Source organism: Robinsoniella sp. KNHs210, assembly GCF_000686105.1.
GTDB lineage: Bacteria > Bacillota > Clostridia > Lachnospirales > Lachnospiraceae > Robinsoniella > Robinsoniella peoriensis.
Genome location: NZ_JMLZ01000002.1, coordinates 5601752 through 5625437 on the forward strand (window position 1 = coordinate 5601752; position 23686 = coordinate 5625437).

Sequence of the window (23686 nt, forward strand, 5' to 3'; positions counted from 1 at the left end):
AAACAGGTGGACCCAAAACGTAAATGTTTTGGGTCCACCTGTTTTTAGATGAATTACAGAAGTTCTTTTAATCTTTTCTTATCCAGCAGCCGGATACCGCCTCTTGATAATTCCACAAATCCTTCTGAGGAAAAGTACTTTAGCATACGGGAAACGACTTCTCTGGCACTTCCTGTATATTTTGCAATTTGCTCGTGAGTCATTTTGATTATATCTGACTTTGTACGGCTGCATTCGTCCAGCAGGAAGATTGCCAGACGCTTGTCAAAACTCATAAATAAGATCTGCTGCATCGCCCACATAACATCAGAGAAACGTTCGGTTGCCAGTTTATATGCGTAGGCTTCCACATGTATATTTTCTTCCATAAGCCTGGAGACAGCAGAAGAGTTAATCTGGAGTATTTCACAGTCCCTGGCAGCGTCAATATATACATCAAAGGTAATGGTATGAAGAACGCAGGAAGCGGATAAGATACAGACTTCACCTGCACCCAGCCGGTATAGTGTCACTTCTTTTCCGGTTTCCGAAAGTAAATAAGTTCTCATTTCACCGCTTTTAATGATGAGCATGCCGATACAGTCATTTTCTCCAAGGTGTATATGGCTGTCTCTGGAATAGCTGGCAGAGAATACATTTTGAGCAAGAGTTGTCTTCTGTGGTGTGCTTAAATGATTCCAAAAGGGCAGGTATTTTTCTAAAAGCATGAAATTCTGTTCCAAATGTTCCATATTAACTCCTTTACAATCTAAATCTCACGCTGGAAAGCAATACGTTTTGAGCCGTCCTCCAGAAAAATGACCCCGCAGCGGACAAAACCGTTTTTCTTTAAAGCTTTCTGCATGGGAAGATTATCGTCGTGGGTATCAATTTTAAGGTTGCCGCACTGCTGAAAACACCACTGAAAGCAAAAAGAAGCGACTCCTTTTGTGCCTGCTGCGGATGTAATGCGGTGAATAACGCCATAAGGCTTCTCGTTTAACCAGCGGCCGTCAAAGATTTCCCGGTAAGAAAGATCTTCTCCTACTTTAAAATAAAAGGTTCCCGCGATTTTGCCGTTTTCTATGCACACATAACTGCTGCCATCTGCAATGTCTGAACTGACAAGTTCAATGGATGGATAGTTATTTTCCCATTGGGAGGGGTTGCCGTTTTTCGCCATAAAGTCTCTGGCATCTGCATATAACTGCAGTAATGTATCTAAATCACCGGGTGTACTTTTTCTTATTTCCATTTTTAAAATCCTTCCTGTAATAAAATTAAAAATCTATTAAGCAGATAGTGAATAGAACCTGTAATATTATACTTTTATTCTATCCTAAGAAATACAAAAGAACAAGCCGGAGTTTAGATAATAAATTATATTCCAGTAAAACTACAACACTTTACATAGGGTATAATTTAATATTTTGTGAAGTTATTGCAAATAATGAATAATAAAATGTCATATAGCATACCACAGATTTCGGTATTTTATGTAAATATTGATCTTTTTTTGAAAATAAATGGGATTCTTGTCATTGCCGTATGCAGAAATCTGCGGTAAAATGGAGACATGCTTAAGAGCATGTTTGTAAATTGCACTGAAGACTAAAAAGAAGGGACACCTGTTATGTGGCAGCAAATCATAGATTATTTTACAAATAACATGGATACTTATCTGACGGCAGTAGGGGAACATGTATTAATCAGCCTGCTTTCACTGTCAATCGCGCTGGCAGTGGGCATACCTGCAGGCATATATTGTGCACATACGAAGAGATTTCGCAAGTGGATTACCGCGTTTTTTAATGTGCTCCGTATAGTACCAAGCTTTGCCGTTTTAATATTATTAATCCCCATTATGGGAACCGGAATGCGTCCTGCTATGACGGCGCTGGTAATACTGGCAATTCCGCCTATACTTATGAATACCAATGCAGGATTTGAAAGCACACCCGAATTTATGCTGGAAACAGCCAGGGGTCTTGGCATGACAGACAAGCAGATTTTTAAAAAAGTACGGATACCTCTTGCACTGCCGTATATCCTGATTGGAACAAAGACAGCATTAGTAGAAATTATTGCCAGTGCAACACTGGCTGCATATATTGGCGGTGGCGGATTGGGGACAATTATTTTTACCGGTCTTGGATTAAACAGGACTGATTTATTATTGATTGGTGGAATTTCGGTAGCGCTGTTATCCCTTTTTTCCGGTTTTCTGGTGTCAGCAGCAGAAAAGTGGATTGTCAGATACCGCTAAAAGGGTGGATATCACCAGATTAAATACGATAACAAAATAACAATACAGAAACAAAATAACAATACAGAAACAAAATAACAATACAGAAACAGAATAACAATACAGAAACAGAATAGTCAAGGAGAATGAAAATGAAAAAAGGTAATAAAGTTTTGAAGAAAGCATTAGCAATTTTTATAGCTGCATCCCTTATGGTTGGGATTGCCGGCTGTGGCAATAGTAAAAGTGAGGAAAAGAGCATTAAAGTGGGGTCAAAAGATCTTACGGAGAACCTGATCGTAGCTGAAGTTTATGCCCTGGCATTAGAAGATGCCGGTTTTTCGGTAGAGAGAGTCATGGATATAGCGGGTTCTGTTGTTCATACATCTATCATGAATGGAGAAATTGATTTGTATCCGGAATATACAGGTACCGGTTTGATCTCTATCTTAAAAATGGATCCTATGACAGATGCACAGCAGGTGTATGACACGGTTAAAGAAGAATACGAAAAGCAATATAAATTGATTTGGCTGGATTATTCCCAGGCAAATGACGGACAGGGTCTGGTTATCCGAACAGATATAGCAGAAAAATATGGAATTAAAACCATATCAGATCTTCAGAAAAATGCATCTGAGCTTCGGTTTGCATCCCAGGGTGAATTTGATCAGAGAGAAGACGGGATGCTGGGCCTGGAAAAGCTCTATGGGCCATTTGATTGGAAATCATCAAAAGTGTATGACGGAGGACTGAAGTATTCTGTACTGGAAAATGATGAGGCAGATGCAGCACCGGCATATACAACAGAAGGCCAGCTGGTAAAAGATGAATTTACCCTTCTGGAAGATGATAAGAAGCTCTGGCCTCCATATAACTTAGCTCCGGTTGTACGGGAAACGGTGTTGAACACTTATCCGGAAATAGCGGACATCTTAAATAAGATCAGTGCTACTCTGGATACGAAGACCGTTACAAAATTAAATGCGGAAGCAGATGTGGAAAAACGGGAATATGAAGAAGTGGCAAAGGAATATTACGACAGTATAAAATAATGCAGTCAGCGGAGGCATTTGAGTGAAGAAAGCAATCGAATTTATAAATGTAAGTAAAAAATTTGACAATACCGGATATTTTGCAGTGAATGATGTAAGCTGTGAAATCGGACAGGGTGAGTTCATAACGATATTGGGCTCTTCCGGTTGTGGGAAAACGACTTTATTAAAGATGGTCAACCGTCTTTATGAACCGGATAAAGGTTCTGTCAAAATCTTTGGAGAGGATATCAGCTCCAAAGATCCGGTTCTTCTTAGAAGAGAGATCGGTTATGTCATCCAGCAGGTTGGCCTTTTCCCACACATGAACATTGGGGAAAATATTGCCACGGTTCCAAGGCTTCTGAAATGGCCGGAGGAAAAGATAAATGAAAGGGTTCAGGAATTGCTGGAAATGGTGGGATTGTCTTATTCGGAATATGGTAAAAGATACCCTTCTCAGCTCTCGGGTGGACAGCAGCAAAGAGCAGGACTTGCAAGAGCCCTGTGCGCAGATCCAAGGATCATGCTGATGGATGAACCTTTTGGAGCCATCGACGCTATTAACCGTATGAATCTTCAGGAGGAACTGCAAAAAATTCACAGGGAATCCAAAAAGACGTTTCTCTTTGTAACACATGACATTAATGAGGCATTTAAACTTGGCAGCCGGGTAATTATTATGAACGAAGGAAAGATCAGACAGTTTGATAAGCCAGAGAATATCGTCAGGAATCCATCAGATGAATTTGTAAAATCCCTGATCGATTCCACACGTAAACAGGAACAATTCTGGGAGGCATTTACATGATCACATATCTGGTAAAATACCATGATAAGTTATTAAAGGCATTGGCAGAACATATTGAAATCGTTATAATCACGCTGCTTTTATCTGTGATACTGGCATCAGTGTTAACAATATTATCGATGTATTTCCAGTGGATATCAAAAATCTTAATCGGATTTTTTTCTATGATTTATTCCATACCAAGCCTTGCCCTGTTTGCAATTTTAATACCGGTAACGGGACTGGGCAGGAATACTGCAATTATAGTACTGGTCATGTACAATCAGTATCTGCTGCTGCGCAATTTTATAGATGGGCTGAATCAGGTGGATGCATCCGTAATTGAAGCTGCAACAGGAATGGGAATGAGCCGGATGCAGATTCTGGTTAAGGTTCGGATACCGCTGTCCCTGCGCCCTTTGTTTACGGGGATACATCTCGCTGTTGTTTCAACCATTGGAATCGCTACGATCGCAGCAACGATCAATGCAGGAGGACTGGGCAGTATTCTGCTTGACGGACTGCGGACCTTGAATGTAAACAAGATTTTATGGGGAAGTATTCTGTCGGCAGGGCTGGCAATTATTGTAAATGCAGGATTAAGCAGGCTGGAGAAACACATGGCAAAAAGATAAAGGAAAGTGCTGGGTGTAACGCTTAAAATGGGCAGTGATAATGATCGTGTATGGATTCATATTTGCATGAAACTGTTCGCTGTAGTGCTAAAACAGCAATGAAATGGTAGCTATTTATCATTGGATGCTTTATAATAAATGTAAATATGCATTTTAGAAAGGATGGTGTGCGGCCAATGTTGGAATTACCGGAAAGCCAGGTAATGGCAGATCAGCTAAACAGAACCATAAAAGGAAAAACAATAAAAAGCGTTACTGCAAATCAATCACCACATAAATTCACCTTTTATTTTGGAGATCCCCAGAAATATGACAGCCTGCTTTCCGGCAGGCAGGTGGGAGAAGCTTATGCGCTGGCGGGGCAGGTGGAAATAGCACTTGGTGATGCCAGACTGCTGTTTACAGACGGAGCAAATATCCGCTATTTAAAAGAGGGGGAGAAACCGCCTGTGAAGCATCAGTTCTATTCTGAATTTACAGATGGTACAGCGCTGGTCACTACAGTGCAGATGTATGGAGGTATCCATGTATTCCTGGAAGGTCAGAATGATAATCCCTATTATCTGGTGGCAAAAGAAAAACCGACTCCCTATATGGAAGAATTTAACCGGGCATATTTTGAAACCTTATATGAAAGTGTAAAGCAAAATATAAGCGTGAAAGCATTCCTGGCAACTGAACAGCGCATCCCCGGTTTGGGGAACGGAGTATTGCAGGATATTCTTTTTCATGCAGGAATTCATCCAAAGGTAAAAATTGAAAATATCGATGAAACAAAACGGGATATTCTTTTTAAAAGTCTGAAGAAGACTTTGTTGGAAATGAAAGAAAAGGGAGGCAGGGATACGGAAAAGAATCTTTTTGGAATTTACGGCGGTTATCAGACTTATCTCTCAAAGAAGACACTGGAAGAGCCATGTCCAAAGTGCGGCGGCTGGATTTCCAGACAGGCATATCTGGGAGGAAATATATATTTTTGCCCAAAGTGTCAGCCGTTGGATGGAAGGTAGCAGAAGACACAAAAGAAGAAGCTCAAGATAAACTTACCGAAAAATTTAAGCTGCCAAAAGAGGAAACAGGTCTGTCCTGATAACATCGGGACAGACCTGTTTTTAAAATTATTTCCCAATATAAAGGTTCTTAGCCTGCAGGATCTCCAGTGAGATTTTGCTTGCCATACTACCATTAGCAAAATCCGCTCCCTGGATATTTGTGGCAAAGAAGAAGGTATTGCCGTCTTTTTCAAGAAAACCGATAAACCATCCATTTACATTTTTGCCTTCCACATCCCCGGTTCCTGTTTTTCCGTATAAAGAGGTTCCAAAGGAGTCGGATATATGAAGGGCATTTTTTACAGCCTGTATATTATTGGCTTTAAATTGCAAATCATTACGGTACATTGCGGATAATTGTTCCACTTGTTCTATTGGAGAAATTTTTAGGGAAGATTCCATCCAATAACGGGAAATACCTCCGGAGAGATCCTGGTTTCCATAACCGACTTCGTGAATATAGTTTTGCAGTGCCGGCAAACCCGTTTTTTGATCGACAGCCTGGAAGTACCAATTGACGGAGTTTGACATAGCAGAGTCCAGGTCGTGGTTTTGATTCCATGATTCAAAAGGATATTCAGTCTGATCCCAGGCGATAGAGGAATCTTCAGGATTAATGCTGCCGGATTCCAATCCAAATAAAGCGCTGTATATTTTGTAAGTAGAATCAGGGGATACTCTTTTAGAACTTGCATCTTTGTTATATATACTCCAATAGTCTGCATTTTGGTCATATAGTACGAAACTGCCGTCATATCCCTGGAAATAGGAGCCAAGATCTTCATATTCAACATTTGTGTTGTTAAAATGATATGCATTGCCGGCAGATGTACCCAACGCCAACAGTGGTGCACTTCCTATTACAATAGAAAGAGCCATGGTAAATATTAGGCAGCTTTTTAATTTTAACCACTTACTTTCGGGATGAAAAGATGCAATATGAATGATACGCTTTTTTATCTGCTTTTTGGTGCCACCCATTCCGGCTGCGGAAGAAAAAGAAGAGTGAGACAGCTTTTCGGCAAAATTTAGCAAAGTATACCCATAGTCAGCGTAACTGTTTTCATCAATTGTTCGTAGAACCGCAGCGTCGCATGCAACTTCCCTGTCATTACGCATTTCCTTAAGTGCCAGCCAGACCAGAGGATGAAACCAGTATATAATCCGGGCTAGGCACATCAGATAATTTACGGTAACATCACGGTGCTTGTAATGCTGTAATTCGTGTAACAGAATAAAACGGATATCCTTATCCTGAGATCCGGTTATCATATGGATCGGGATTACAATACAAGGTTTTAATAATCCGACTGAAATTGGTGATTGGATAAAAGCACTGCTGTACAGACGAATATTTTTAGAGATTCCAATGGTACCTCTGCATTCGTTATAAATAATCTTGACCTGCGGGTTCTGTACCGGAAGAGCGGATTTGATGACCTGCCTGATCCTGAGCTGGGAGCGCAGTGTCAATATAGCCATGATTAAAATGCCTGTTCCCCAGATAAGACAAAGCAGGTAATTCAGCATGGCAGGAGTCTCATGCTTTACCGACACCGTAAAATCCTGCATCCAGTTAGCAGCAGTTGAAGCAGTGGCAGCGGTACCGGCATTTATAGCTGTATTTCCAGCTGTGCTTCCGGAAGAACCCAACTGCAGGAACCAATGCCAGAGGCCGCTGAACCCGTCTGATTTGACAGGGAGAAAAGGCAAAGCCAGCATAATAAGCAGTAAAAACCAGATATTGTACTGTACCCGCAGGGACAGATGTTTTTTGCATAATTTCTTAACCAGCAGGATTACGGATACAAAAACCGAGATGGCTGCGCTGATAATTAAGAAACGGATGACAAGAGCATCAATCATGAATACCTCCATTCTGGGATTTTTTCGAAAGCAGATTTTGCAAATCCCGGATTTCCGCATCGGATAAATTATCTTTTTCCAGGAAGTTTGTCATCATCGAAGTTAAATTCCCATTATAAAACCGTTTCAGGAAAGAATCATTTTCATGATCCAGATATTCATCCTCCTGAACTAATGGTGTATAAACAAAAACGCGGCTTTCTTTTTCATAGGTCAAAGCTTCTTTTTGAACCAGCCGCTTTAATAAAGTCTGAATTGTTTTAGGACTCCAGGTAGTAGTCTTAGTCAGTTTATCCGTCACTTCATTTGTGCTGATCGGTGCATATTTCCAAACAATTTTCATCACTTCATATTCAGCTTCGGATATTTGCGGTAATTTTTTCATTCATGGATCCTCCTTAGATACTACAGTTGTAATATAAATAGTATAGTCGGATTATCGGGTAATGTCAAATAAATCAAGCTATTTTATAATGACAATAAATCCCGTGCAGATTTATAATGTTTTCATACAATCATACTGGCAAAAGAAATTCAATTGCGTTATACTTGAGACATGATTATGCAGGCAGGAGAATAGGAAGATGACAGAAAAATTATTTTATGAAGACAGCTATATGCAAACATTTGAAGCGGATGTTTTAGCTTGTGAACGTTTTGATGATAATTATAAGGTGGAATTAGATAAAACGGCATTTTTCCCGGAAGGCGGCGGACAAAGCGGAGACCGTGGTTTCCTGAATGGGATTGCAGTATCGGATACCTGGGAAAGAGATGGAATCGTATATCACATCATAAATCAACCCATCAGTCCTGGAACCCGTGTATCGGGTGAGATTGACTTTAAGGAGCGTTTTTCCAAGATGCAGCAGCATACAGGGGAACATATTATTTCCGGTATTGTGTGCAGGCGCTTTGGATATAACAATGTGGGATTTCATCTTGGAAGCGAAGTTGTAACAATGGATTTTGACGGGGGATTAAATGAGGACGAATTATCAGAAATAGAATTTCAGGCGAATGAAATTGCTTCATCTAACAGAAAAGTGGAGATATCCTACCCGGTGAAAGCGGATCTTATAAAGATGGAATACCGCAGTAAAATTGAGATTGAAGGACAGGTTCGGATTGTAACGATTCCCGGTGTGGATGTATGCGCCTGCTGCGCACCTCATGTGAAATATACAGGCGAGATTGGCATCATTAAAATTGTGGACGCGCAAAAATACAAAGGCGGGACCAGAGTCAGTATGCTATGTGGATTCCGTGCTTTAAACGACTATCGGACCAAAGAGCGGAATATAAATCAAATATCCGTATTCCTGTCTGCAAAACCGGAACTGGCAGCAGAGGCAGTAGTACGGCAGAAAGAAGAACTGCAGCTTTTAAAAGACAGGCTGATTTATTTTCAGGGTAAATACATAGAAGATAAAGTAGACAGAGCACCAGCCGGGGAGGAAGAGAAGGCAGGGATGCTTTTGTTTGAAGAAGATCTGGACAACAATATGATGCGGAAATATGTAAATCTTGCCTCTGCTAAAACAGATGGGATCTGCGGATGCTTTGTTGGCAATGACCAGAATGGATACCGCTATGTACTGGGCAGTGAGAAACTGGATGTAAGGAAAATCTCCGCACAGATGAACCGCGATTTGGAAGGGAAAGGCGGCGGAAAGCCTGTGATGGTTCAGGGGTCTGTAAATGGAACGAAAGAGCAGATATTAGAAGTGATTCGAAGAGCGTTGTCAGATTTTTAGACGTCTGACAGACAGGAGAAGTCTTTTCTTTTACTGCATAATTATTTAGAGGACGAAGCGGGGCAGCGAAGAGTATGGAGACAGGGCTGAAAGAAAAAAATAGAAAGGAAGCCACATAATCATTCTTTCAACTTATTTTAATAGTGGCGGTATTGCAGGGGGCCTGTAATACGCAGAGGGTATAAGCATGATGGATGTAATTATAATCGGGGCAGGGGTAATCGGCTCGTCCATTGCCAGAGAGTTATCCAGATATCAGCTTGATATCTGTGTGTTAGAAAAAGAACCGGATGTTTGCTGTGGAACATCAAAAGCAAACAGTGGAATTGTCCATGCGGGACATGATGCCAAACCGGGCACGCTAAAAGCCAGGTTAAATGTTCTGGGTAATGAGATGATGGAGGATACAGCCAGAGAATTGGATATTCCATTTAAAAGAAATGGTTCTGTTGTGCTGTGTTTCTCAAAAAGTGAAACGGGCAGGCTTGAGCTGCTTAAGGCACAAGGCGAGCAAAATGGGGTAAAAGGGCTTCGCATTATAACAGGAACGGAAATGAAAGAAATCGAGCCAAATATATCAGATGAGGTACAGGCATTATTATATGCGCCTTCAGGCGGGATTATCTGCCCGTTTGAATTAACGGCTGCCATGGCTGAAAATGCATTTGTAAATGGAACTGCATTTTACTTTGATACCGAGGTAAGGGGCATTGAAAAATCCGATGCCGGGTATAGGGTGGCAACAAGTAAAGGAGATTTTGAGGGAAAGGTAGTTATTAATGCTGCCGGTGTAAATGCAGATGTGTTCAACAATATGGTGAGCAGCAGAAAGCTTTCGATTGTACCGAGAAAAGGGGAGTATTGCCTGTTGGATAAGAAGGCAGGAAATTTTGTAAATACTACGGTGTTTCAACTTCCCACAAATTTGGGAAAAGGTGTTTTAATCACACCTACCGTACATGGAAATTTAATGATAGGACCTACAGCAGAAAATATTACCGATCGGGAAGATACCGCTACAACGGCAGAAGGTATTGCCCAGGTAATTGACAAAGCGTTAAAAAGTTCCGAAAAAGTGCCTGTCCGTCAGGTGATTACATCTTTTGCCGGACTGCGGGCACATGAAAAGGGAAGGGATTTTGTCATTGGAGAGGCAGAGGATGCACCCGGGTTTATCAATGCTGCAGGAATAGATTCACCAGGGCTTACCAGTGCGCCGGCCATTGGTGTTATGGTTGCAGAAATAGCAGCAAAAAAAATGAAAGCAGTTAAAAAGACAGACTTTCAGGCTAAAAGAAAAGGGATACATTTCCTAAGGGATATGGAAGCAGAAGCGGCTAATGTTCTGATTGCAGAAAACCCAGCTTACGGAAGAGTGGTCTGCCGTTGTGAAACCATCACAGAAGGAGAAATTCTGGATGCGGTACGCAGGCCGCTGGGAGCGAAAACCTTAGACGGAGTCAAACGCCGGACAAGAGCAGGTATGGGAAGATGCCAGGCGGGATTTTGTTCTCCCAGAGTATTGGAAATTCTGTCAAGGGAGCTTGATATACCTCAGGAAGAGATATGCAAGTCCGGGAGAGGTTCCAATGTAATTGCTGACAGCAAAAGGGAGGAGTAAAATGGAATATGATATCATTGTAGTTGGCGGAGGTCCTGCCGGACTGGCGGCGGCAATAGCAGCAAAAGAAAATGGAATAGAGCATATTTTAATTCTGGAGCGGGAAAATGAGCTTGGTGGAATTCTGAATCAATGTATCCATAATGGTTTTGGACTGCACACTTTTCAGGAAGAATTGACTGGACCGGAATATGCAGCCAGATACATCGAAAAAGCAGCGGATTATAATATTTCGTATAAATTGGAAACCATGGTGCTTAGCATCTCTGAGGATAAAGAGGTGACAGCCGTCAATCCGAAAGACGGTATCCTTCAGTTACGCGCGAAAGCGGTCGTTTTGGCAATGGGATGCAGGGAGCGTCCAAGAGGTGCCTTAAATATCCCGGGATTTCGTCCGGCGGGAATTTTTTCAGCGGGAACTGCCCAGCGGCTGGTCAATATAGAAGGGCGGATGCCCGGAAAAGAAGTAGTTATTCTGGGTTCCGGTGATATTGGTCTGATTATGGCAAGAAGAATGACCCTTGAAGGGGCTAAGGTGAAACTCGTGGCAGAACTAATGCCTTATTCCGGAGGTTTGAAACGTAACATTGTACAGTGCCTGGATGATTTTGGGATTCCCCTTCGTCTGAGCACTACGGTCGTAAAAATTCATGGGAAAGACCGCCTGAGAGGGGTAACAACAGCAAAGGTGGGAGATAACAAAAAGCCCATTGCAGGGACCGAAGAATATGTGTCCTGTGATACGCTGTTATTGTCGGTAGGATTAATACCGGAGAATGAACTGTCTGTAAATCTGGGGCTTGATATGGTTCCGGCGACAAACGGACCGCAGGTGGATGAAAGCATGCAGACAAGTGTCAGTGGAATATTTGCATGCGGAAATGTCCTGCATGTACATGATCTGGTGGATTTTGTATCACAGGAGGCTGCCTGTGCCGGAAAGGCTGCGGCTAAGTATATTGCCGGAGGACTGCAGGAAGAGAAGGGGATAGAAGTAACCGGAACACAGGGTGTGCGCTATACTGTTCCCGGATTCATACATCCGGTTAATATTGAGGAAGAAATAATTTTGCGATTTCGTGTGGGTAATGTGTATCAAAATAATTATATCAGCATGTATTTTGATGAGGAACGGATACTTCACAGAAAGAAAAAAATAATGGTACCGGGAGAGATGGAAGAACTAAAGCTGAAAAAGTCTGATTTGGACAGATTTCCAGCCCTGCAGTGTATTACAGTGAAGATAGAGGAGGCATAGAGCATGGAAAAAAGAGAATTAACCTGTATTGGCTGTCCGCTGGGATGCGCTCTGACGGTAACACTGGAAGGAAATCAGGTGCAGCAGGTGGAGGGAAATTCATGCAGGAGGGGCGAGGCATATGGCAGGAAAGAATGCACCCATCCCACCAGAATTGTAACTTCAACGGTAGCAGTAAAGGGAGGCAGCATTGCCAGGGTATCCGTGAAAACAAAAACAGATATCAGCAAAGATAAAATTTTCAGCTGCATGAAGGCGCTTAAGGGCATCGAAGTTCAGGCTCCTGTGCATATTGGAGACGTGATTTTGAGTAATGTGGCAGGTACGCAGACAGATATCGTAGCAACAAAAAATGTATTCTAAAAACAATTAAAAACAAAAGGAAAAACTTTAAAATTGTCTTGTATTATGTGGGATTTTGTTGTATTATTAAGATATTAAATGGTGCGAAAATAAATAGCAAAGAAGGGGTACAGGATGAATTTAGATGGTTTTAATACACCTGGTGAGCATAAAATGCGTATCGTACAGGAATTGGTACCTGGCAAACAGGTAACACTGGCACACGTGATCGCCAGCCCGGATCCGATTGTTTACCGCAAGCTGGGATTAGACCCACAGCTGGATTATCAGCGTGCAGCAATTGGAATTTTAAGTATGAGCCCGGCAGAGATTTCAGTTATAGCTGGGGACATGGCAGTGAAGACAGCCAATATTGATCTTGGATTTATTGACAGATTCAGCGGAACACTAATTTTCACCGGCAGAATTTCGGAAGTAGAAGCTGCAATGCAGGCAATTAATAAATATCTGGAAGATAAGTTAAAATTTACGATTTGTGAAATTACCAGAACCTGATGGAACTTTGCAGGTGAAAGTAAATCGTTTTCACACTGCTGATTTGGGAATGGCACAAGCCAGATTGCACTATTCAGGGGAATAAATATGAAAAAAATTATATTAATGGGAAGAAGCGAGTGTGGTAAGACGACGCTTCGTCAGGCACTCAAAGGTGATACCATCCATTACCATAAAACACAATACATAAATCACTTTGATGTTGTCATAGACACGCCCGGAGAGTACGCAGAGACAAACCGCCTGGGACGTGCCCTGGCACTTTATGCCTATGAAGCAGACGTGGTGGGACTTTTAATTAATGCAGATGAACCATATTCTTTGTTTCCTCCCTGTGTCACTGCGTGTTCGACCAGGCCGGTAATTGGAATTGTAACACAGATTGATTCCCCGACCGGTGATCCTGACCGTGCCGAACGCTGGCTCAGACTTTCCGGATGTGAGACGGTGTTTCGTGTAAGTTCTTATACCGGAGAAGGAATCTGGCAGATTCTGGATTATTTAAGAGATCCCGGAGATGTCCTGCCATGGGATAAAGATGAGGCGGAAAAGCCCAGGAAAGTTCTTTCAACAAAATTCGCAGATGAAGAAGAAAATGAATAGTGATATGGTATATAGGGAATGAAAGCTTGGTGTTTACATACCTTTTTTGAGGTGCATTTGTGAAATGTACTTTGGGATTGGGTGAATGTCAGGCTTTTTATATTGAGAAAACAATTGCCCGGTAAATCCTACAGTTTCAGTTGACAGAATCCACCGTAAATAATATAATAATTTGTAGAAAAATAGAGTCAATATAAGTTCCTGCCCCGGCAGGATAATAGGGAAGACGGGTGAAAGTCCCGCACAAGTCCGTTACTGTATAGTCAGATACCTGCTTATGTTGTTTGTATTGTATTTCCCTGCGGCAACCGGGGAGTATATTTTTTGTATGGAAACCGTTGTCTGATAGTGTATTTGACAACGGATTTTTTGTTGTACAATCATTTTCTGGCTTCTTATTTGTAACAAAATGGAAAGGATCATTTATGGATCAGGATAATGGATTACAGGATTATTATATTATTAAAAATAATAAAAAGCTGAAATATGGATATACCACCGGCTCCTGTGCAGCAGCAGCAGCAAAGGCGGCAGTTATGATGCTTTTGATGAAAAAAGATGTGGCTAAAGTTGATTTAATGACGCCAAAAGGTATTTTGCTCCATTTAACGCTGGAAGAGATTAACCGGGGAGATGGTGAGGTTACCTGTGCAGTGCGTAAGGATGGGGGCGATGATCCGGACGCTACAACAGGAGCTCTTGTCTATGCAAAAGTATGGAAAACAGCAGAGAAGGGGGTCACTATTGATGGTGGCAAAGGAGTTGGAAGGGTTACGAAGAAAGGCCTGGAGCAGCCGGTAGGTGCAGCAGCCATTAACAGAGTGCCCCGCCAGATGATCCGGGAAGCCGTCACCGAAATCTGCGAAGAACAGGATTATCCGGGGGGAATTGCAGTGGAAATATCCATACCGGAAGGGGAAGAAATTGCAAAAAAAACATTTAATCCAAGGCTTGGCATAGAAGGAGGCATTTCCGTTTTAGGTACCAGCGGCATTGTAGTACCGATGAGTGAAGCGGCGTTAATTGCCAGTATCCGTCTTGAAATGGAGATGAAGAAAGCAAATGGAGCAAAATATCTGGTGATTACTCCCGGGAATTATGGAGAAGCTTTTTCCAAAGACCACCTGAATATTGATCTTACCAATTCCATGAAATGCAGCAATTATGTGGGTGATACAATTGATATGGCGGTAGAGCTTGGAATGAAAGGCATATTGTTCATAGCACATGTTGGAAAATTTATAAAGGTTGCAGGCGGAATTATGAACACCCACTCCAGGTGTGCAGATTCCAGGGCTGAGATTATGGCAGCCAATGCTGTCCGGGCGGGTGCGCCAATAGAAGCAGTTCAGAAAATTCTGCGGACGATTACAACGGAAGAAGCATTAGGCATATTAAAGGACTATGGCTGCATGGAAGAGACTATGAGTCATGTACTGGAAAAGATTGATTTTTATTTAAATAACCGTTCTTATGGAAGTCTGAAAACAGGCGTTATTCTTTTTTCCAATGAATACGGAACCCTGGGTATAACGGGCAGTGTACCGGAATTAATGGGCCATTTTGAGATGAAAGAAGGAAGTTAAGTAAATTTTAAATAGAAAGGAAGCCGCAGTAAAATGATATTGGAGACAGAGAGATTATATTTGCGGGAGATGGAACAGGAAGATTTTCCGGCTCTTTGCAAAATGTTAAAAGATCAGGAAGTTATGCGCGCTTATGAACATGCCTTTGAGGATCAGGAAGCGCATGAATGGCTGGATCGTCAGATCATGAGATATCGGCAGTATGGGTTTGGTTTGTGGGCCGTTATCTTAAAAGAAAGTAATGAAATGATTGGGCAGTGCGGCATTACCATGCAGGATATAGATGGTGTGGAGGTTCATGAAGTGGGGTATCTGTTTCAAAAGGCTTACTGGCATCAGGGTTATGCATCGGAAGCAGCCGCTGCATGTAAAAAATATGCATTTGAAGTATTAGGGGTGAAAGAAGTATATTCGATCATACGTGATACAAATATTTCTTCCCAAAATGTCGCCAGAAGAAATGGAATGACACAAAAAGGACAGTTTGTTAAACATTATTACGGCATGGATATGCCACATTATATATTTTCAGTAAAAAGAGATCAGACATAAAAAATTATGTAGGAGAAAGGAAGCCACAGAGCGGCGGTATGCATGTGGCAAAGGATGACAAAATGACAGGAAAATTATTTGGTTTGGGAATCGGACCGGGAGATCCGGAATTACTGACATTAAAAGCAGTCCGTATCATTCAGGAGAGTGATGTGATTGCAGTGCCGGGAAAAGTGAAAGAAGAAAGTGTGGCATATCAGATCACAAAGCAGGCTGTGAAGGAACTGGATGAAAAAGAGATTATAGCCGTACATATGCCTATGACAAAAGATCATGAAAAGCTGGAAGCCAGTCATAACGAAGGTGCAGACCAGGTTGAAAAATATCTGAAAGAAGGAAAAAATGTTGCCTTTTTAACGCTGGGTGATCCAACGGTGTATTCCACTTATTTATATATACATAAAAGAATTCAGGACCGTGGATATGAAGTAGAGATCGTGAGCGGTATTACTTCGTTTTGCGCAGTTGCCGCCCGCTTAAATATGGGGCTGGTAGAAAAGGCAGAGCCGTTGCACGTCATACCGGCATCTTATCAGATTGAAGATGCTTTACAGCTTCCCGGTACGAAGGTACTGATGAAAGCAGGTAAAAAGATGGCCAGGGTAAAAGAAGAACTGCGAAATAGAAATGAAAGTGCAGTTATGATAGAAAACTGCGGCATGGAAAATGAAAAGATCTACCGAACGGTGGAAGAAATACCGGAAGATGCCGGATATTACTCATTAATTATTGTAAAGGAGAACTAAAATGGTACATTTTGTAGGAGCAGGTTCGGGAGCGGCAGATTTAATTACAGTCCGCGGGAAGAAATTATTGGAAGAGGCAGATGTTATCATTTATGCAGGTTCTCTTGTGAATCCGCAGCTTCTGGATTATAAAAAGGAGGACTGTACAGTTTATAACAGTGCGAAGATGACTTTGGAAGAGGTATTGGACGTTTTCTTTGAGTCTGAGGAAAAAGGTCTTACTACGGTAAGGCTGCATACGGGTGATCCGTGTCTGTATGGAGCAATTCGTGAGCAGATGGATGTCCTGGATGAAAAGAAGATCCAGTATGATTACTGTCCCGGAGTGAGTTCCTTCAGCGGTGCGGCATCTGCACTAAATCTGGAATATACGCTGCCAAATGTATCACAAAGTGTTATTATTACCAGAATGGCAGGCCGTACACCGGTACCGGAAAAAGAAGAAATCGCCTCTTTTGCAGCACATCAGGCAACCATGGTTGTTTTCTTAAGTACCGGGATGCTGGAAAAATTGTCAGAGCGTTTGATTGCCGGTGGATATACCGCAGATACACCTGCTGCCATCGTATACAAAGCTACCTGGGAAGACGAAAAAGCATTTGTCTGCACAGTGGGAACACTGGCGAAAACGGCAGCAGAGAATAATATTACGAAAACAGCGCTTATGATCATTGGCGATGTGGTAAGCCACAGCCATTATGACCGATCAGAATTATACAACCCGGCATTTACAACAGAGTTTCGGGAAGCCACGGAGTTAATATGAAATTAGCAATGATAAGCTTTACCCAACGGGGGAGCAGGCTCTGCCGCAATCTGTCGGAAGCTTTGGCAATGCAGGGGTACTGCTGTGAAGCGTTTGCAATTAAAAAATACGCCGGGTCGCATCAGTTAATGCCTTTGACAAAACCGCTTCAGGAATGGACGGGAGAGATGTTTGCCAGTTGTGATGCCATTTGCTTTATTGGGGCGTCGGGGATAGCAGTTCGCAGCATTGCTCCTTTTGTAAGGGATAAGACAAAAGACCCTGCCGTAGTTGTCATGGATGAGAAAGGCATTTTTGCAATTTCTCTGTTATCAGGGCATCTGGGCGGTGCTAATGATCTGGTGGGAGTGCTTGCCAATCTGACAGGTGCTATTCCTGTTATTACAACTGCTACGGATGTAAATGGCAGGTTTGCCGTAGATGTATTTGCGAAGAAAAACAGATTGTATATTGAAAATATGACTTATGCAAAGGAAATTTCTGCAGATGTGCTGGATGAAAAGCCAGTGGGATTTTACAGTGATTTCCCGGTGCTGGATCAGATACCGGATGAAATCATTCCGGTAACCAAAGAGCAGGTATTCGAAGGGACAAATGGGATATCAGTGTCTCTGCATACCGAAAACCAGCCATTTAAACAGACCCTGCATCTGATACCCCAAATTGTAACCATTGGAATCGGCTGCAGGAGAGGAACGGATGAATCAGAGATTGAGAAAGCCGTGCTTGACTCCCTTAGCGAAGCAGGGGTGTCCATACATGGAATTGAACAGATTGCAAGTATCGATCTGAAGGCTGAAGAACCGGGGATCCTGGGTTTCTGCGAAAAATATAATATTCCCTTTATTACTTACAGCAAAGATGAACTTTTAAAGGCAGAAGGAGTTTTTACGGAATCCGAATTTGTGAAAGAAATTACAGGGGTATCTAATGTCTGCGAAAGAAGTGCACAACTTGGCAGTTTAGGCGGCAGATTAATACAAAAAAAGAAAGCGGCACATGGCATTACAACAGCCATTGCCCTAAGAGAATGGAGTGTTGAATTTGAATAAAATATATGTAGTTGGAATTGGACCGGGAGAATATGAACAGATGACTATGCGTGCGGCTAATGCACTGAACAGCTGCGATACCATTATCGGATATACTGTTTATGTAGACCTGGTTAAAGAACATTTTGCAGGAAAAGAATTCCTTACCACACCTATGACCAAAGAGGTGGATCGCTGTGTACTCGCATTTGAGGAAGCAAAAAAAGGAAAAAATGTAGCGATGATCTGCAGCGGAGATGCCGGCGTATATGGTATGTCCGGTCTGATGCTGGAGATCGGTTCCGGGTATCCTGAGATTGAGGTAGAAGTAATCCCGGGTGTCACTGCTGCTACCGGCGGAGCGGCTGTACTTGGCGCACCTTTGATCCACGATTTTGCATTAATCAGCTTAAGTGATCTTTTAACACCCTGGGAAAAAATTGAAAAAAGGCTTGTCCTTGCTTCGGAAGCCGATTTTGTTATTTGCTTGTATAATCCGTCCAGTAAAAAACGTCATGATTATCTGCAAAAGGCCTGTGATCTTATGATGCAGGCAAAGGCAGCGGAAACAGTCTGCGGTATTGTAATGAATATTGGCAGAGAAGGAGAAACCATGCAGGTAATGACTTTAAAAGAACTGCGTGATACAAAAGTCGATATGTTTACCACCGTATTTATCGGTAATTCCCAGACAAAGGAAATAGATGGGAAAATGGTTACGCCGAGAGGATACAGACATGGATAAGATCCTTATATTTGCAGGGACAACAGAAGGCCGTGAACTTGCAGGGCATTTGTGCACCGGGACAGTGGATAAGGATGTGGAAATTCATGTATGTACAGCCACAGAGTATGGCGGGCAGCTGATTTCTTCAAATGTTGTGTCTGATGCAGATAAAGAAGCAGCTCCCGGAATGAAAGTGCATACCGGGCGGTTAACCACAGGACAGATGGAAGATTTGATGAAAGTGGAACAGATTACTCTGGTAATCGATGCCACCCATCCTTATGCAGTAGCTGTTTCCGAAAATATCCAAAATGCCTGTAAACAGTGCGGCACTGAGTATTTACGCCTTTTAAGAGGAAATAGCAATATCCGGGAGAATAAAGATATTACTGTCGTTTCTTCCATAGATGAGGCAGTGGAATTTCTTAAAAATACAGAGGGGAATGTGCTTGTTACAACCGGAAGTAAGGAACTTGCAAAATATACGGCAATCCCGGATTACCAGAACCGCATTTTTGCCAGGGTGCTGTCTACACCAGAAGTTGCAGAAGCATGTGCAAAGTTAGGTTTTCAGGGTAAAAACCTGATCTGTATGCAGGGTCCATTTTCAGAAGAATTAAATATTGCCATGTTAAAGCAGATAAAAGCTTCTTATCTGGTTACAAAGGATTCCGGAAAATCAGGGGGATTTGAAGAAAAAATAACGGCTGCCAGACGAGCGGGAGCACAAGTGGTTCTGATTGGCAGACCGGTAGAGGAAACCGGATATTCCATGGGAGAAATACTGGAACTGTTAAACCGGAGATTCGGTATATTAAATCAGAAAGAAAAGAAAGAACAACGTCTGGTATCTCTGATTGGTATTGGTATGGGTACGCCGGAAAATATGACAAGAGAAGCATTTGGCGCCTGTGTGGAAGCAGATGTTCTGATTGGGGCAAAGAGAATCCTGGATACAGTGGTAGAGCTTGGCAAACCCGTTTTTGCAGCCTACAGGGATAATGAAATCAAAGACTTTGTGGAACAGCATCCCGAATATAAAAAGATCGCAGTCTTGTTGTCGGGCGATATTGGATTCTACAGCGGGGCAAAAAAAATGCTGGATTTATTTGAGGATTTCAGGACGGAGGTTTATTCCGGGATATCTTCCGTTGTCTATTTCTGCGGTAAACTGCATACGGCCTGGGAGGATGTTCATCTGATAAGTCTTCACGGCAGAGAGGCAAATGCAATTGCAGCAGTGAAGCGTTATAAAAAGGTATTTGCACTAATCGGGCAGCAGGATGGTGTAAATCAGCTGTGCAGGAACCTGTGCAGTTATGGGTTCTCTGATGTGATGGTGTATGCCGGAGAAAACCTATCCTATTCCAATGAACGTATTCTAAGTGGTACGGCGAAGTCTATGGCACAAGAATCCTTTGAAAAACTTTCCGTAGTATTGATAGAAAATCAGGATGCTTCCATGGTGGTCACTCATGGTATCGAAGATGAAGCATTTTTAAGAGATAAGGTGCCGATGACAAAGAGTGAAGTGCGCAGTATTTCATTATCAAAACTTCGTTTAAAAGAGGATTCCGTGATCTATGACGTAGGTGCAGGGACAGGTTCTGTTTCTGTTGAAATGGCGCTGCAGTCATGTAATGGCTTTGTTTATGCGATTGAAAAGAAGAAAGAAGCAGTAAATCTGATCGGTGAAAACAGGAAAAAATTTGCTGTTCCAAATCTGAAAGTGATAGAAGGGCTGGCACCGGAGGCATTAGAAGATCTCCCGGCTCCGACCCATGCGTTTATTGGAGGTTCCTCAGGAAATCTGAAACAGATTATGGAATTGATTCTGGATAAGAATCCTGCAGCAAGAATTGTAATCAATGCCATTGCCCTGGAGACGGTGGCAGAAGCGCTGCACTGCCTGAAAGAACTTCCGGTTAAAGAAACGGATATTGCTGCAGTGTCAGTAGGGAAATCAAAAGAAGTAGGACATTATCATATGATGATGGGGCAGAATCCGGTTTATATTATTTCCTGTACAGGGAATCACTAGTGCCTTCCGGTGTATTTATGCCGGGAGGCAATAGAGCGGGAATGAATTTTCAAATGCGCTGGAGCCTGCTTCGAAAGGAGGCAATATGCATCAACCGAGAATTTTAATCACCGCAGGTGCAAGCGGCAGTGGAAAAACTCTGATTACCTGCGGCATTCTGCAGGCATTGCGTGAACGGGGAATGGAAGTTTCATCCTTTAAAAGCGGTCCTGATTATATAGATCCCATGTTTCATAGCAAAGTAATTAAAGCAAAATCTGCGAATCTGGATCTGTTCTTTACCAATCCGGAGGTGACCAGATATCTGTTTACCAGAACGGCAAAAGATACCGATATTTCTGTGATGGAAGGAGTAATGGGGTTCTATGACGGACTGGGAGGAACTTCTGTGACCGCCAGTACTTATGAACTTGCAGTGGCGACGGATACTCCATCGGTAATGGTTGTAAATTGCCGCGGAATGAGTATATCGGTTCTTGCACAGATAAAAGGATTTGTGGAATACAAACCGGACAGCCATCTAAAAGGAGTGATCCTGAACCAGATGTCGCCAATGCTCTATCCAAAAATAAAGGCAGCCATTGAGGAAGAGATTGGAATCCGGGTGTACGGTTATGTACCTAAGATAACAGATTGTCTCATTGAAAGCAGGCATTTGGGGCTGGTTTTGCCGGATGAAGTCAAAGATCTGGAAGCCAAGCTGAAAAACCTTGCTTCCGTGTTGGAAAAGAGCCTGGATATAGACGGTCTGATTGAGCTGGCAGGTACGGCACCGTCCATCAGCGGCAATCCACCGAAAATGGAAAAGGTGGAGGGAAATCCGGTTATTGCAGTAGCTTTAGATGAAGCTTTTTGTTTTATATATCAGGACAACCTTCGTATTCTGGAAGAAATGGGAGCTAAACTGGTATATTTCTCTCCGCTGGCAGACTCGAAGATTCCGGATCAGGCAGATGGATTGCTGTTATATGGAGGTTATCCGGAGCTGTATGCAAATGAGCTGTATCAAAATAAAATTATGCGGCAGGATATTAAGGAGAAAATAGAGTCCGGACTTCCCTGTATGGCGGAATGCGGCGGATATATGTATCTGCATGAAGAGATGGAAGATATGAATGGGAATACCTATGAAATGGCAGGGGTGATTTCCGGCAGGGCATACCGTACCGAAAAGCTTGGAAGGTTTGGATATATCGATTTAACACCACGGGAGGATCAATTACTGGGGATGGATATCGGTACTATAAAGGCGCATGAGTTCCATTATTTTGACAGTACAAATACGGGCGGCAGTTTTTACGCCAGAAAACCTGTGGGCAAACGGGAGTGGGAATGTATCTGCAAAACAGATCATATGATTGCAGGTTTTCCACATTTGTATTATTATTCCAATCCCGGGGTGCCATACCGGTTCTTGAAAGAGTGTGTATCGTACAGAGCATTACAGGAAGATCCGTTATGATCCACCGGTTGTATCATAAGCCGGTAAACAGCGGGTAAGTAACGAAGCGAGAGTGGAGGAAGAGAAGGATGCTATCATCCATATTAGCATTAATATTAGGTTTTCTGCTGGATCTGCTTATTGGAGATCCGCATTTTATCTATCATCCCATCCGGCTGGTGGGAAATCTTATTTCAGTTACGGAAAAAGGGCTTAGAAAACTTTTTCCGAAAACAGAAAAAGGAGAACTTACAGCAGGCGTTGTACTGGTTGTGATCGTTGCAGGAGTAACGACAGCGGTACCATGGCTGATCTTGTATCTGGCAGGTTTGGTAAACAGTACATTGGTTTTTATTTTACAAACAATTATGTGCTATCAGCTTTTGGCAACGAAATCTTTAAAATCAGAGAGTATGAAGGTCTATGACAAGCTAAAAGAGAAAGATCTGGAAGGCGGCCGGTATGCTGTGTCTATGATCGTGGGACGTGATACCAAAAGTCTGGATGAAACCGGAGTAACGAAAGCAGCGGTAGAAACAGTTGCAGAGAACACTTCAGATGGAATCATCGCCCCAATGCTTTTTATGGCAATTGGCGGTGCTGTATTTGGATATTTTTATAAAGCGGTCAATACTATGGATTCTATGGTAGGATATAAAAATGATAAATATCTTTACTTTGGCAGATTTGCGGCAAAGTTAGATGATGTGGTCAATTATATTCCGGCAAGGCTTTGTGCATATCTCATGATAGGGGCATCCTTTCTTGCGGGGCTTTCGAGTAAAGATGCCTTCCGGATCTATAAACGGGACCGTTATAATCACGCAAGTCCCAATTCCGCACAGACAGAGGCGGTAATGGCAGGAGCACTGCAGATACAGCTGGCAGGTGATGCCTGTTATTTTGGAAAATTGTATAAAAAGCCAACGATTGGAGATCCGATCCGGGCGGTAGAGCCTGAAGATATTAAACGTGCAAACGTTTTGCTTTATGCTACTGCTATACTATCTTTATTTGCATTCGCTGTGGTAAAACTGGCAGTATGGGGATTTATCTTTATGTAATCAGATAAAGAAAAGAATCAGGAAGAGTGGAGCG

24 protein-coding genes and 1 riboswitch are annotated in these 23686 nt (G+C 42.4%); of the genes, 20 read left to right on the forward strand and 4 right to left on the reverse strand.

Features of this window, described 5'->3' with window-relative positions; genetic code table 11:
* Nucleotides 1-53: 53 nt before the first annotated feature.
* On the reverse strand, nt 54-731 hold the full coding sequence (locus tag CD03_RS0130795) for a Crp/Fnr family transcriptional regulator (protein ID WP_027296904.1): 678 nt from the start codon (nt 729-731) through the stop codon (nt 54-56).
* 17 nt (nt 732-748) lie between these two features.
* Nucleotides 749-1234: a GNAT family N-acetyltransferase gene (locus tag CD03_RS0130800; protein WP_027296905.1), complete on the reverse strand. Its 486-nt coding sequence runs from the start codon at nt 1232-1234 to the stop codon at nt 749-751.
* Between the two features lie 378 nt (nt 1235-1612).
* Here CD03_RS0130800 and CD03_RS0130805 point away from each other — a divergent pair, with 378 nt between their 5' ends.
* The 5 genes from CD03_RS0130805 to CD03_RS0130825 all read left to right on the forward strand — a co-directional run bounded on the left by CD03_RS0130805 (nt 1613) and on the right by CD03_RS0130825 (nt 5693).
* On the forward strand, nt 1613-2245 hold the full coding sequence (locus tag CD03_RS0130805; protein ID WP_027296906.1) for an ABC transporter permease: 633 nt from the start codon (nt 1613-1615) through the stop codon (nt 2243-2245).
* A 131-nt stretch (nt 2246-2376) separates the two neighbouring features.
* Nucleotides 2377-3279: a glycine betaine ABC transporter substrate-binding protein gene (locus CD03_RS0130810; protein ID WP_027296907.1), complete on the forward strand. Its 903-nt coding sequence runs from the start codon at nt 2377-2379 to the stop codon at nt 3277-3279.
* A 22-nt stretch (nt 3280-3301) separates the two neighbouring features.
* On the forward strand, nt 3302-4069 hold the full coding sequence (locus CD03_RS0130815; protein WP_027296908.1) for an ABC transporter ATP-binding protein: 768 nt from the start codon (nt 3302-3304) through the stop codon (nt 4067-4069).
* Nucleotides 4066-4683 carry an ABC transporter permease gene (locus tag CD03_RS0130820; RefSeq protein WP_027296909.1) on the forward strand — a complete coding sequence of 206 codons (618 nt, stop codon included), beginning with the start codon at nt 4066-4068 and terminating at the stop codon, nt 4681-4683. Before CD03_RS0130815 ends, CD03_RS0130820 begins: the two co-directional genes overlap by 4 nt.
* Nucleotides 4684-4859: 176 nt before the next feature.
* Entirely contained in the window at nt 4860-5693 is an 834-nt protein-coding gene (locus tag CD03_RS0130825) for a DNA-formamidopyrimidine glycosylase family protein (RefSeq protein WP_027296910.1), read from the forward strand.
* A gap of 108 nt (nt 5694-5801) precedes the next feature.
* Here the strand turns inward: CD03_RS0130825 and CD03_RS0130835 are convergent, their stop codons facing one another.
* Nucleotides 5802-7601, reverse strand: a complete 1800-nt coding sequence (locus CD03_RS0130835; protein ID WP_027296911.1) for a BlaR1 family beta-lactam sensor/signal transducer — start codon at nt 7599-7601, stop codon at nt 5802-5804.
* Nucleotides 7594-7986 (reverse strand): BlaI/MecI/CopY family transcriptional regulator, encoded by a 393-nt coding sequence (locus CD03_RS0130840; RefSeq protein WP_027296912.1) that lies wholly within the window; start codon nt 7984-7986, stop codon nt 7594-7596. The genes CD03_RS0130835 and CD03_RS0130840 overlap by 8 nt, the downstream gene beginning before the upstream one ends.
* A gap of 199 nt (nt 7987-8185) precedes the next feature.
* Here CD03_RS0130840 and CD03_RS0130845 point away from each other — a divergent pair, with 199 nt between their 5' ends.
* From CD03_RS0130845 to cbiB, 15 genes are all read left to right on the forward strand, one after another.
* The gene (locus tag CD03_RS0130845) at nt 8186-9358 is read left to right on the forward strand and encodes an alanyl-tRNA editing protein (RefSeq protein ID WP_027296913.1); all 1173 of its coding nucleotides are present in this window, start codon (nt 8186-8188) and stop codon (nt 9356-9358) included.
* 187 nt (nt 9359-9545) lie between these two features.
* A complete protein-coding gene (locus tag CD03_RS0130850) occupies nt 9546-10979 on the forward strand; it encodes an NAD(P)/FAD-dependent oxidoreductase (RefSeq protein WP_027296914.1) in 1434 nt (477 codons plus the stop codon).
* 1 nt (nt 10980) lies between these two features.
* Nucleotides 10981-12237: an NAD(P)/FAD-dependent oxidoreductase gene (locus tag CD03_RS0130855; protein WP_044289785.1), complete on the forward strand. Its 1257-nt coding sequence runs from the start codon at nt 10981-10983 to the stop codon at nt 12235-12237.
* Between the two features lie 3 nt (nt 12238-12240).
* Nucleotides 12241-12600 (forward strand): DUF1667 domain-containing protein, encoded by a 360-nt coding sequence (locus tag CD03_RS0130860; protein ID WP_027296916.1) that lies wholly within the window; start codon nt 12241-12243, stop codon nt 12598-12600.
* A 114-nt stretch (nt 12601-12714) separates the two neighbouring features.
* A complete protein-coding gene (locus CD03_RS0130865; RefSeq protein ID WP_027296917.1) occupies nt 12715-13095 on the forward strand; it encodes a BMC domain-containing protein in 381 nt (126 codons plus the stop codon).
* Between the two features lie 87 nt (nt 13096-13182).
* Nucleotides 13183-13698, forward strand: a complete 516-nt coding sequence (locus CD03_RS0130870; protein WP_027296918.1) for a EutP/PduV family microcompartment system protein — start codon at nt 13183-13185, stop codon at nt 13696-13698.
* Between the two features lie 178 nt (nt 13699-13876).
* Nucleotides 13877-13991: riboswitch (cobalamin riboswitch) on the forward strand.
* A gap of 132 nt (nt 13992-14123) precedes the next feature.
* A complete protein-coding gene (gene cbiD / locus CD03_RS0130875) occupies nt 14124-15284 on the forward strand; it encodes a cobalt-precorrin-5B (C(1))-methyltransferase CbiD (protein WP_027296919.1) in 1161 nt (386 codons plus the stop codon).
* Between the two features lie 33 nt (nt 15285-15317).
* Complete coding sequence (locus CD03_RS0130880; protein ID WP_027296920.1) at nt 15318-15836, forward strand: GNAT family N-acetyltransferase; 519 nt, start codon at nt 15318-15320, stop codon at nt 15834-15836.
* Between the two features lie 62 nt (nt 15837-15898).
* Nucleotides 15899-16582, forward strand: a complete 684-nt coding sequence (gene cobI / locus CD03_RS0130885) for a precorrin-2 C(20)-methyltransferase (RefSeq protein WP_027296921.1) — start codon at nt 15899-15901, stop codon at nt 16580-16582.
* A gap of 1 nt (nt 16583) precedes the next feature.
* The gene (cobM, locus tag CD03_RS0130890) at nt 16584-17348 is read left to right on the forward strand and encodes a precorrin-4 C(11)-methyltransferase (protein WP_027296922.1); all 765 of its coding nucleotides are present in this window, start codon (nt 16584-16586) and stop codon (nt 17346-17348) included.
* The gene (locus CD03_RS0130895) at nt 17345-18400 is read left to right on the forward strand and encodes a cobalt-precorrin 5A hydrolase (protein ID WP_027296923.1); all 1056 of its coding nucleotides are present in this window, start codon (nt 17345-17347) and stop codon (nt 18398-18400) included. Before cobM ends, CD03_RS0130895 begins: the two co-directional genes overlap by 4 nt.
* Nucleotides 18393-19124: a precorrin-3B C(17)-methyltransferase gene (gene cobJ / locus CD03_RS0130900; RefSeq protein ID WP_027296924.1), complete on the forward strand. Its 732-nt coding sequence runs from the start codon at nt 18393-18395 to the stop codon at nt 19122-19124. The genes CD03_RS0130895 and cobJ overlap by 8 nt, the downstream gene beginning before the upstream one ends.
* Complete coding sequence (locus CD03_RS0130905) at nt 19117-21147, forward strand: bifunctional cobalt-precorrin-7 (C(5))-methyltransferase/cobalt-precorrin-6B (C(15))-methyltransferase (RefSeq protein WP_027296925.1); 2031 nt, start codon at nt 19117-19119, stop codon at nt 21145-21147. The genes cobJ and CD03_RS0130905 overlap by 8 nt, the downstream gene beginning before the upstream one ends.
* Before the next feature lie 85 nt (nt 21148-21232).
* Nucleotides 21233-22609 (forward strand): cobyrinate a,c-diamide synthase, encoded by a 1377-nt coding sequence (locus CD03_RS0130910; protein ID WP_027296926.1) that lies wholly within the window; start codon nt 21233-21235, stop codon nt 22607-22609.
* 68 nt (nt 22610-22677) lie between these two features.
* The gene (gene cbiB, locus CD03_RS0130915) at nt 22678-23652 is read left to right on the forward strand and encodes an adenosylcobinamide-phosphate synthase CbiB (RefSeq protein WP_027296927.1); all 975 of its coding nucleotides are present in this window, start codon (nt 22678-22680) and stop codon (nt 23650-23652) included.
* Nucleotides 23653-23686 lie beyond the last annotated feature (34 nt).

Bases quoted from the DNA above. Each gene is read 5' to 3' on its own strand.
- CD03_RS0130795 (WP_027296904.1), bottom strand. From the start codon at position 731: ATGGAACATTTGGAACAGAATTTCATGCTTTTAGAAAAATACCTGCCC.
- CD03_RS0130800 (WP_027296905.1), bottom strand. From the start codon at position 1,234: ATGGAAATAAGAAAAAGTACACCCGGTGATTTAGATACATTACTGCAG.
- CD03_RS0130805 (WP_027296906.1), top strand. From the start codon at position 1,613: ATGTGGCAGCAAATCATAGATTATTTTACAAATAACATGGATACTTAT.
- CD03_RS0130810 (WP_027296907.1), top strand. From the start codon at position 2,377: ATGAAAAAAGGTAATAAAGTTTTGAAGAAAGCATTAGCAATTTTTATA.
- CD03_RS0130820 (WP_027296909.1), top strand. From the start codon at position 4,066: ATGATCACATATCTGGTAAAATACCATGATAAGTTATTAAAGGCATTG.
- CD03_RS0130825 (WP_027296910.1), top strand. From the start codon at position 4,860: ATGTTGGAATTACCGGAAAGCCAGGTAATGGCAGATCAGCTAAACAGA.
- CD03_RS0130835 (WP_027296911.1), bottom strand. From the start codon at position 7,601: ATGATTGATGCTCTTGTCATCCGTTTCTTAATTATCAGCGCAGCCATC.
- CD03_RS0130840 (WP_027296912.1), bottom strand. From the start codon at position 7,986: ATGAAAAAATTACCGCAAATATCCGAAGCTGAATATGAAGTGATGAAA.
- CD03_RS0130845 (WP_027296913.1), top strand. From the start codon at position 8,186: ATGACAGAAAAATTATTTTATGAAGACAGCTATATGCAAACATTTGAA.
- CD03_RS0130850 (WP_027296914.1), top strand. From the start codon at position 9,546: ATGATGGATGTAATTATAATCGGGGCAGGGGTAATCGGCTCGTCCATT.
- CD03_RS0130855 (WP_044289785.1), top strand. From the start codon at position 10,981: ATGGAATATGATATCATTGTAGTTGGCGGAGGTCCTGCCGGACTGGCG.
- CD03_RS0130860 (WP_027296916.1), top strand. From the start codon at position 12,241: ATGGAAAAAAGAGAATTAACCTGTATTGGCTGTCCGCTGGGATGCGCT.
- CD03_RS0130865 (WP_027296917.1), top strand. From the start codon at position 12,715: ATGAATTTAGATGGTTTTAATACACCTGGTGAGCATAAAATGCGTATC.
- CD03_RS0130870 (WP_027296918.1), top strand. From the start codon at position 13,183: ATGAAAAAAATTATATTAATGGGAAGAAGCGAGTGTGGTAAGACGACG.
- cbiD (WP_027296919.1), top strand. From the start codon at position 14,124: ATGGATCAGGATAATGGATTACAGGATTATTATATTATTAAAAATAAT.
- CD03_RS0130880 (WP_027296920.1), top strand. From the start codon at position 15,318: ATGATATTGGAGACAGAGAGATTATATTTGCGGGAGATGGAACAGGAA.
- cobI (WP_027296921.1), top strand. From the start codon at position 15,899: ATGACAGGAAAATTATTTGGTTTGGGAATCGGACCGGGAGATCCGGAA.
- cobM (WP_027296922.1), top strand. From the start codon at position 16,584: ATGGTACATTTTGTAGGAGCAGGTTCGGGAGCGGCAGATTTAATTACA.
- CD03_RS0130895 (WP_027296923.1), top strand. From the start codon at position 17,345: ATGAAATTAGCAATGATAAGCTTTACCCAACGGGGGAGCAGGCTCTGC.
- CD03_RS0130905 (WP_027296925.1), top strand. From the start codon at position 19,117: ATGGATAAGATCCTTATATTTGCAGGGACAACAGAAGGCCGTGAACTT.
- CD03_RS0130910 (WP_027296926.1), top strand. From the start codon at position 21,233: ATGCATCAACCGAGAATTTTAATCACCGCAGGTGCAAGCGGCAGTGGA.
- cbiB (WP_027296927.1), top strand. From the start codon at position 22,678: ATGCTATCATCCATATTAGCATTAATATTAGGTTTTCTGCTGGATCTG.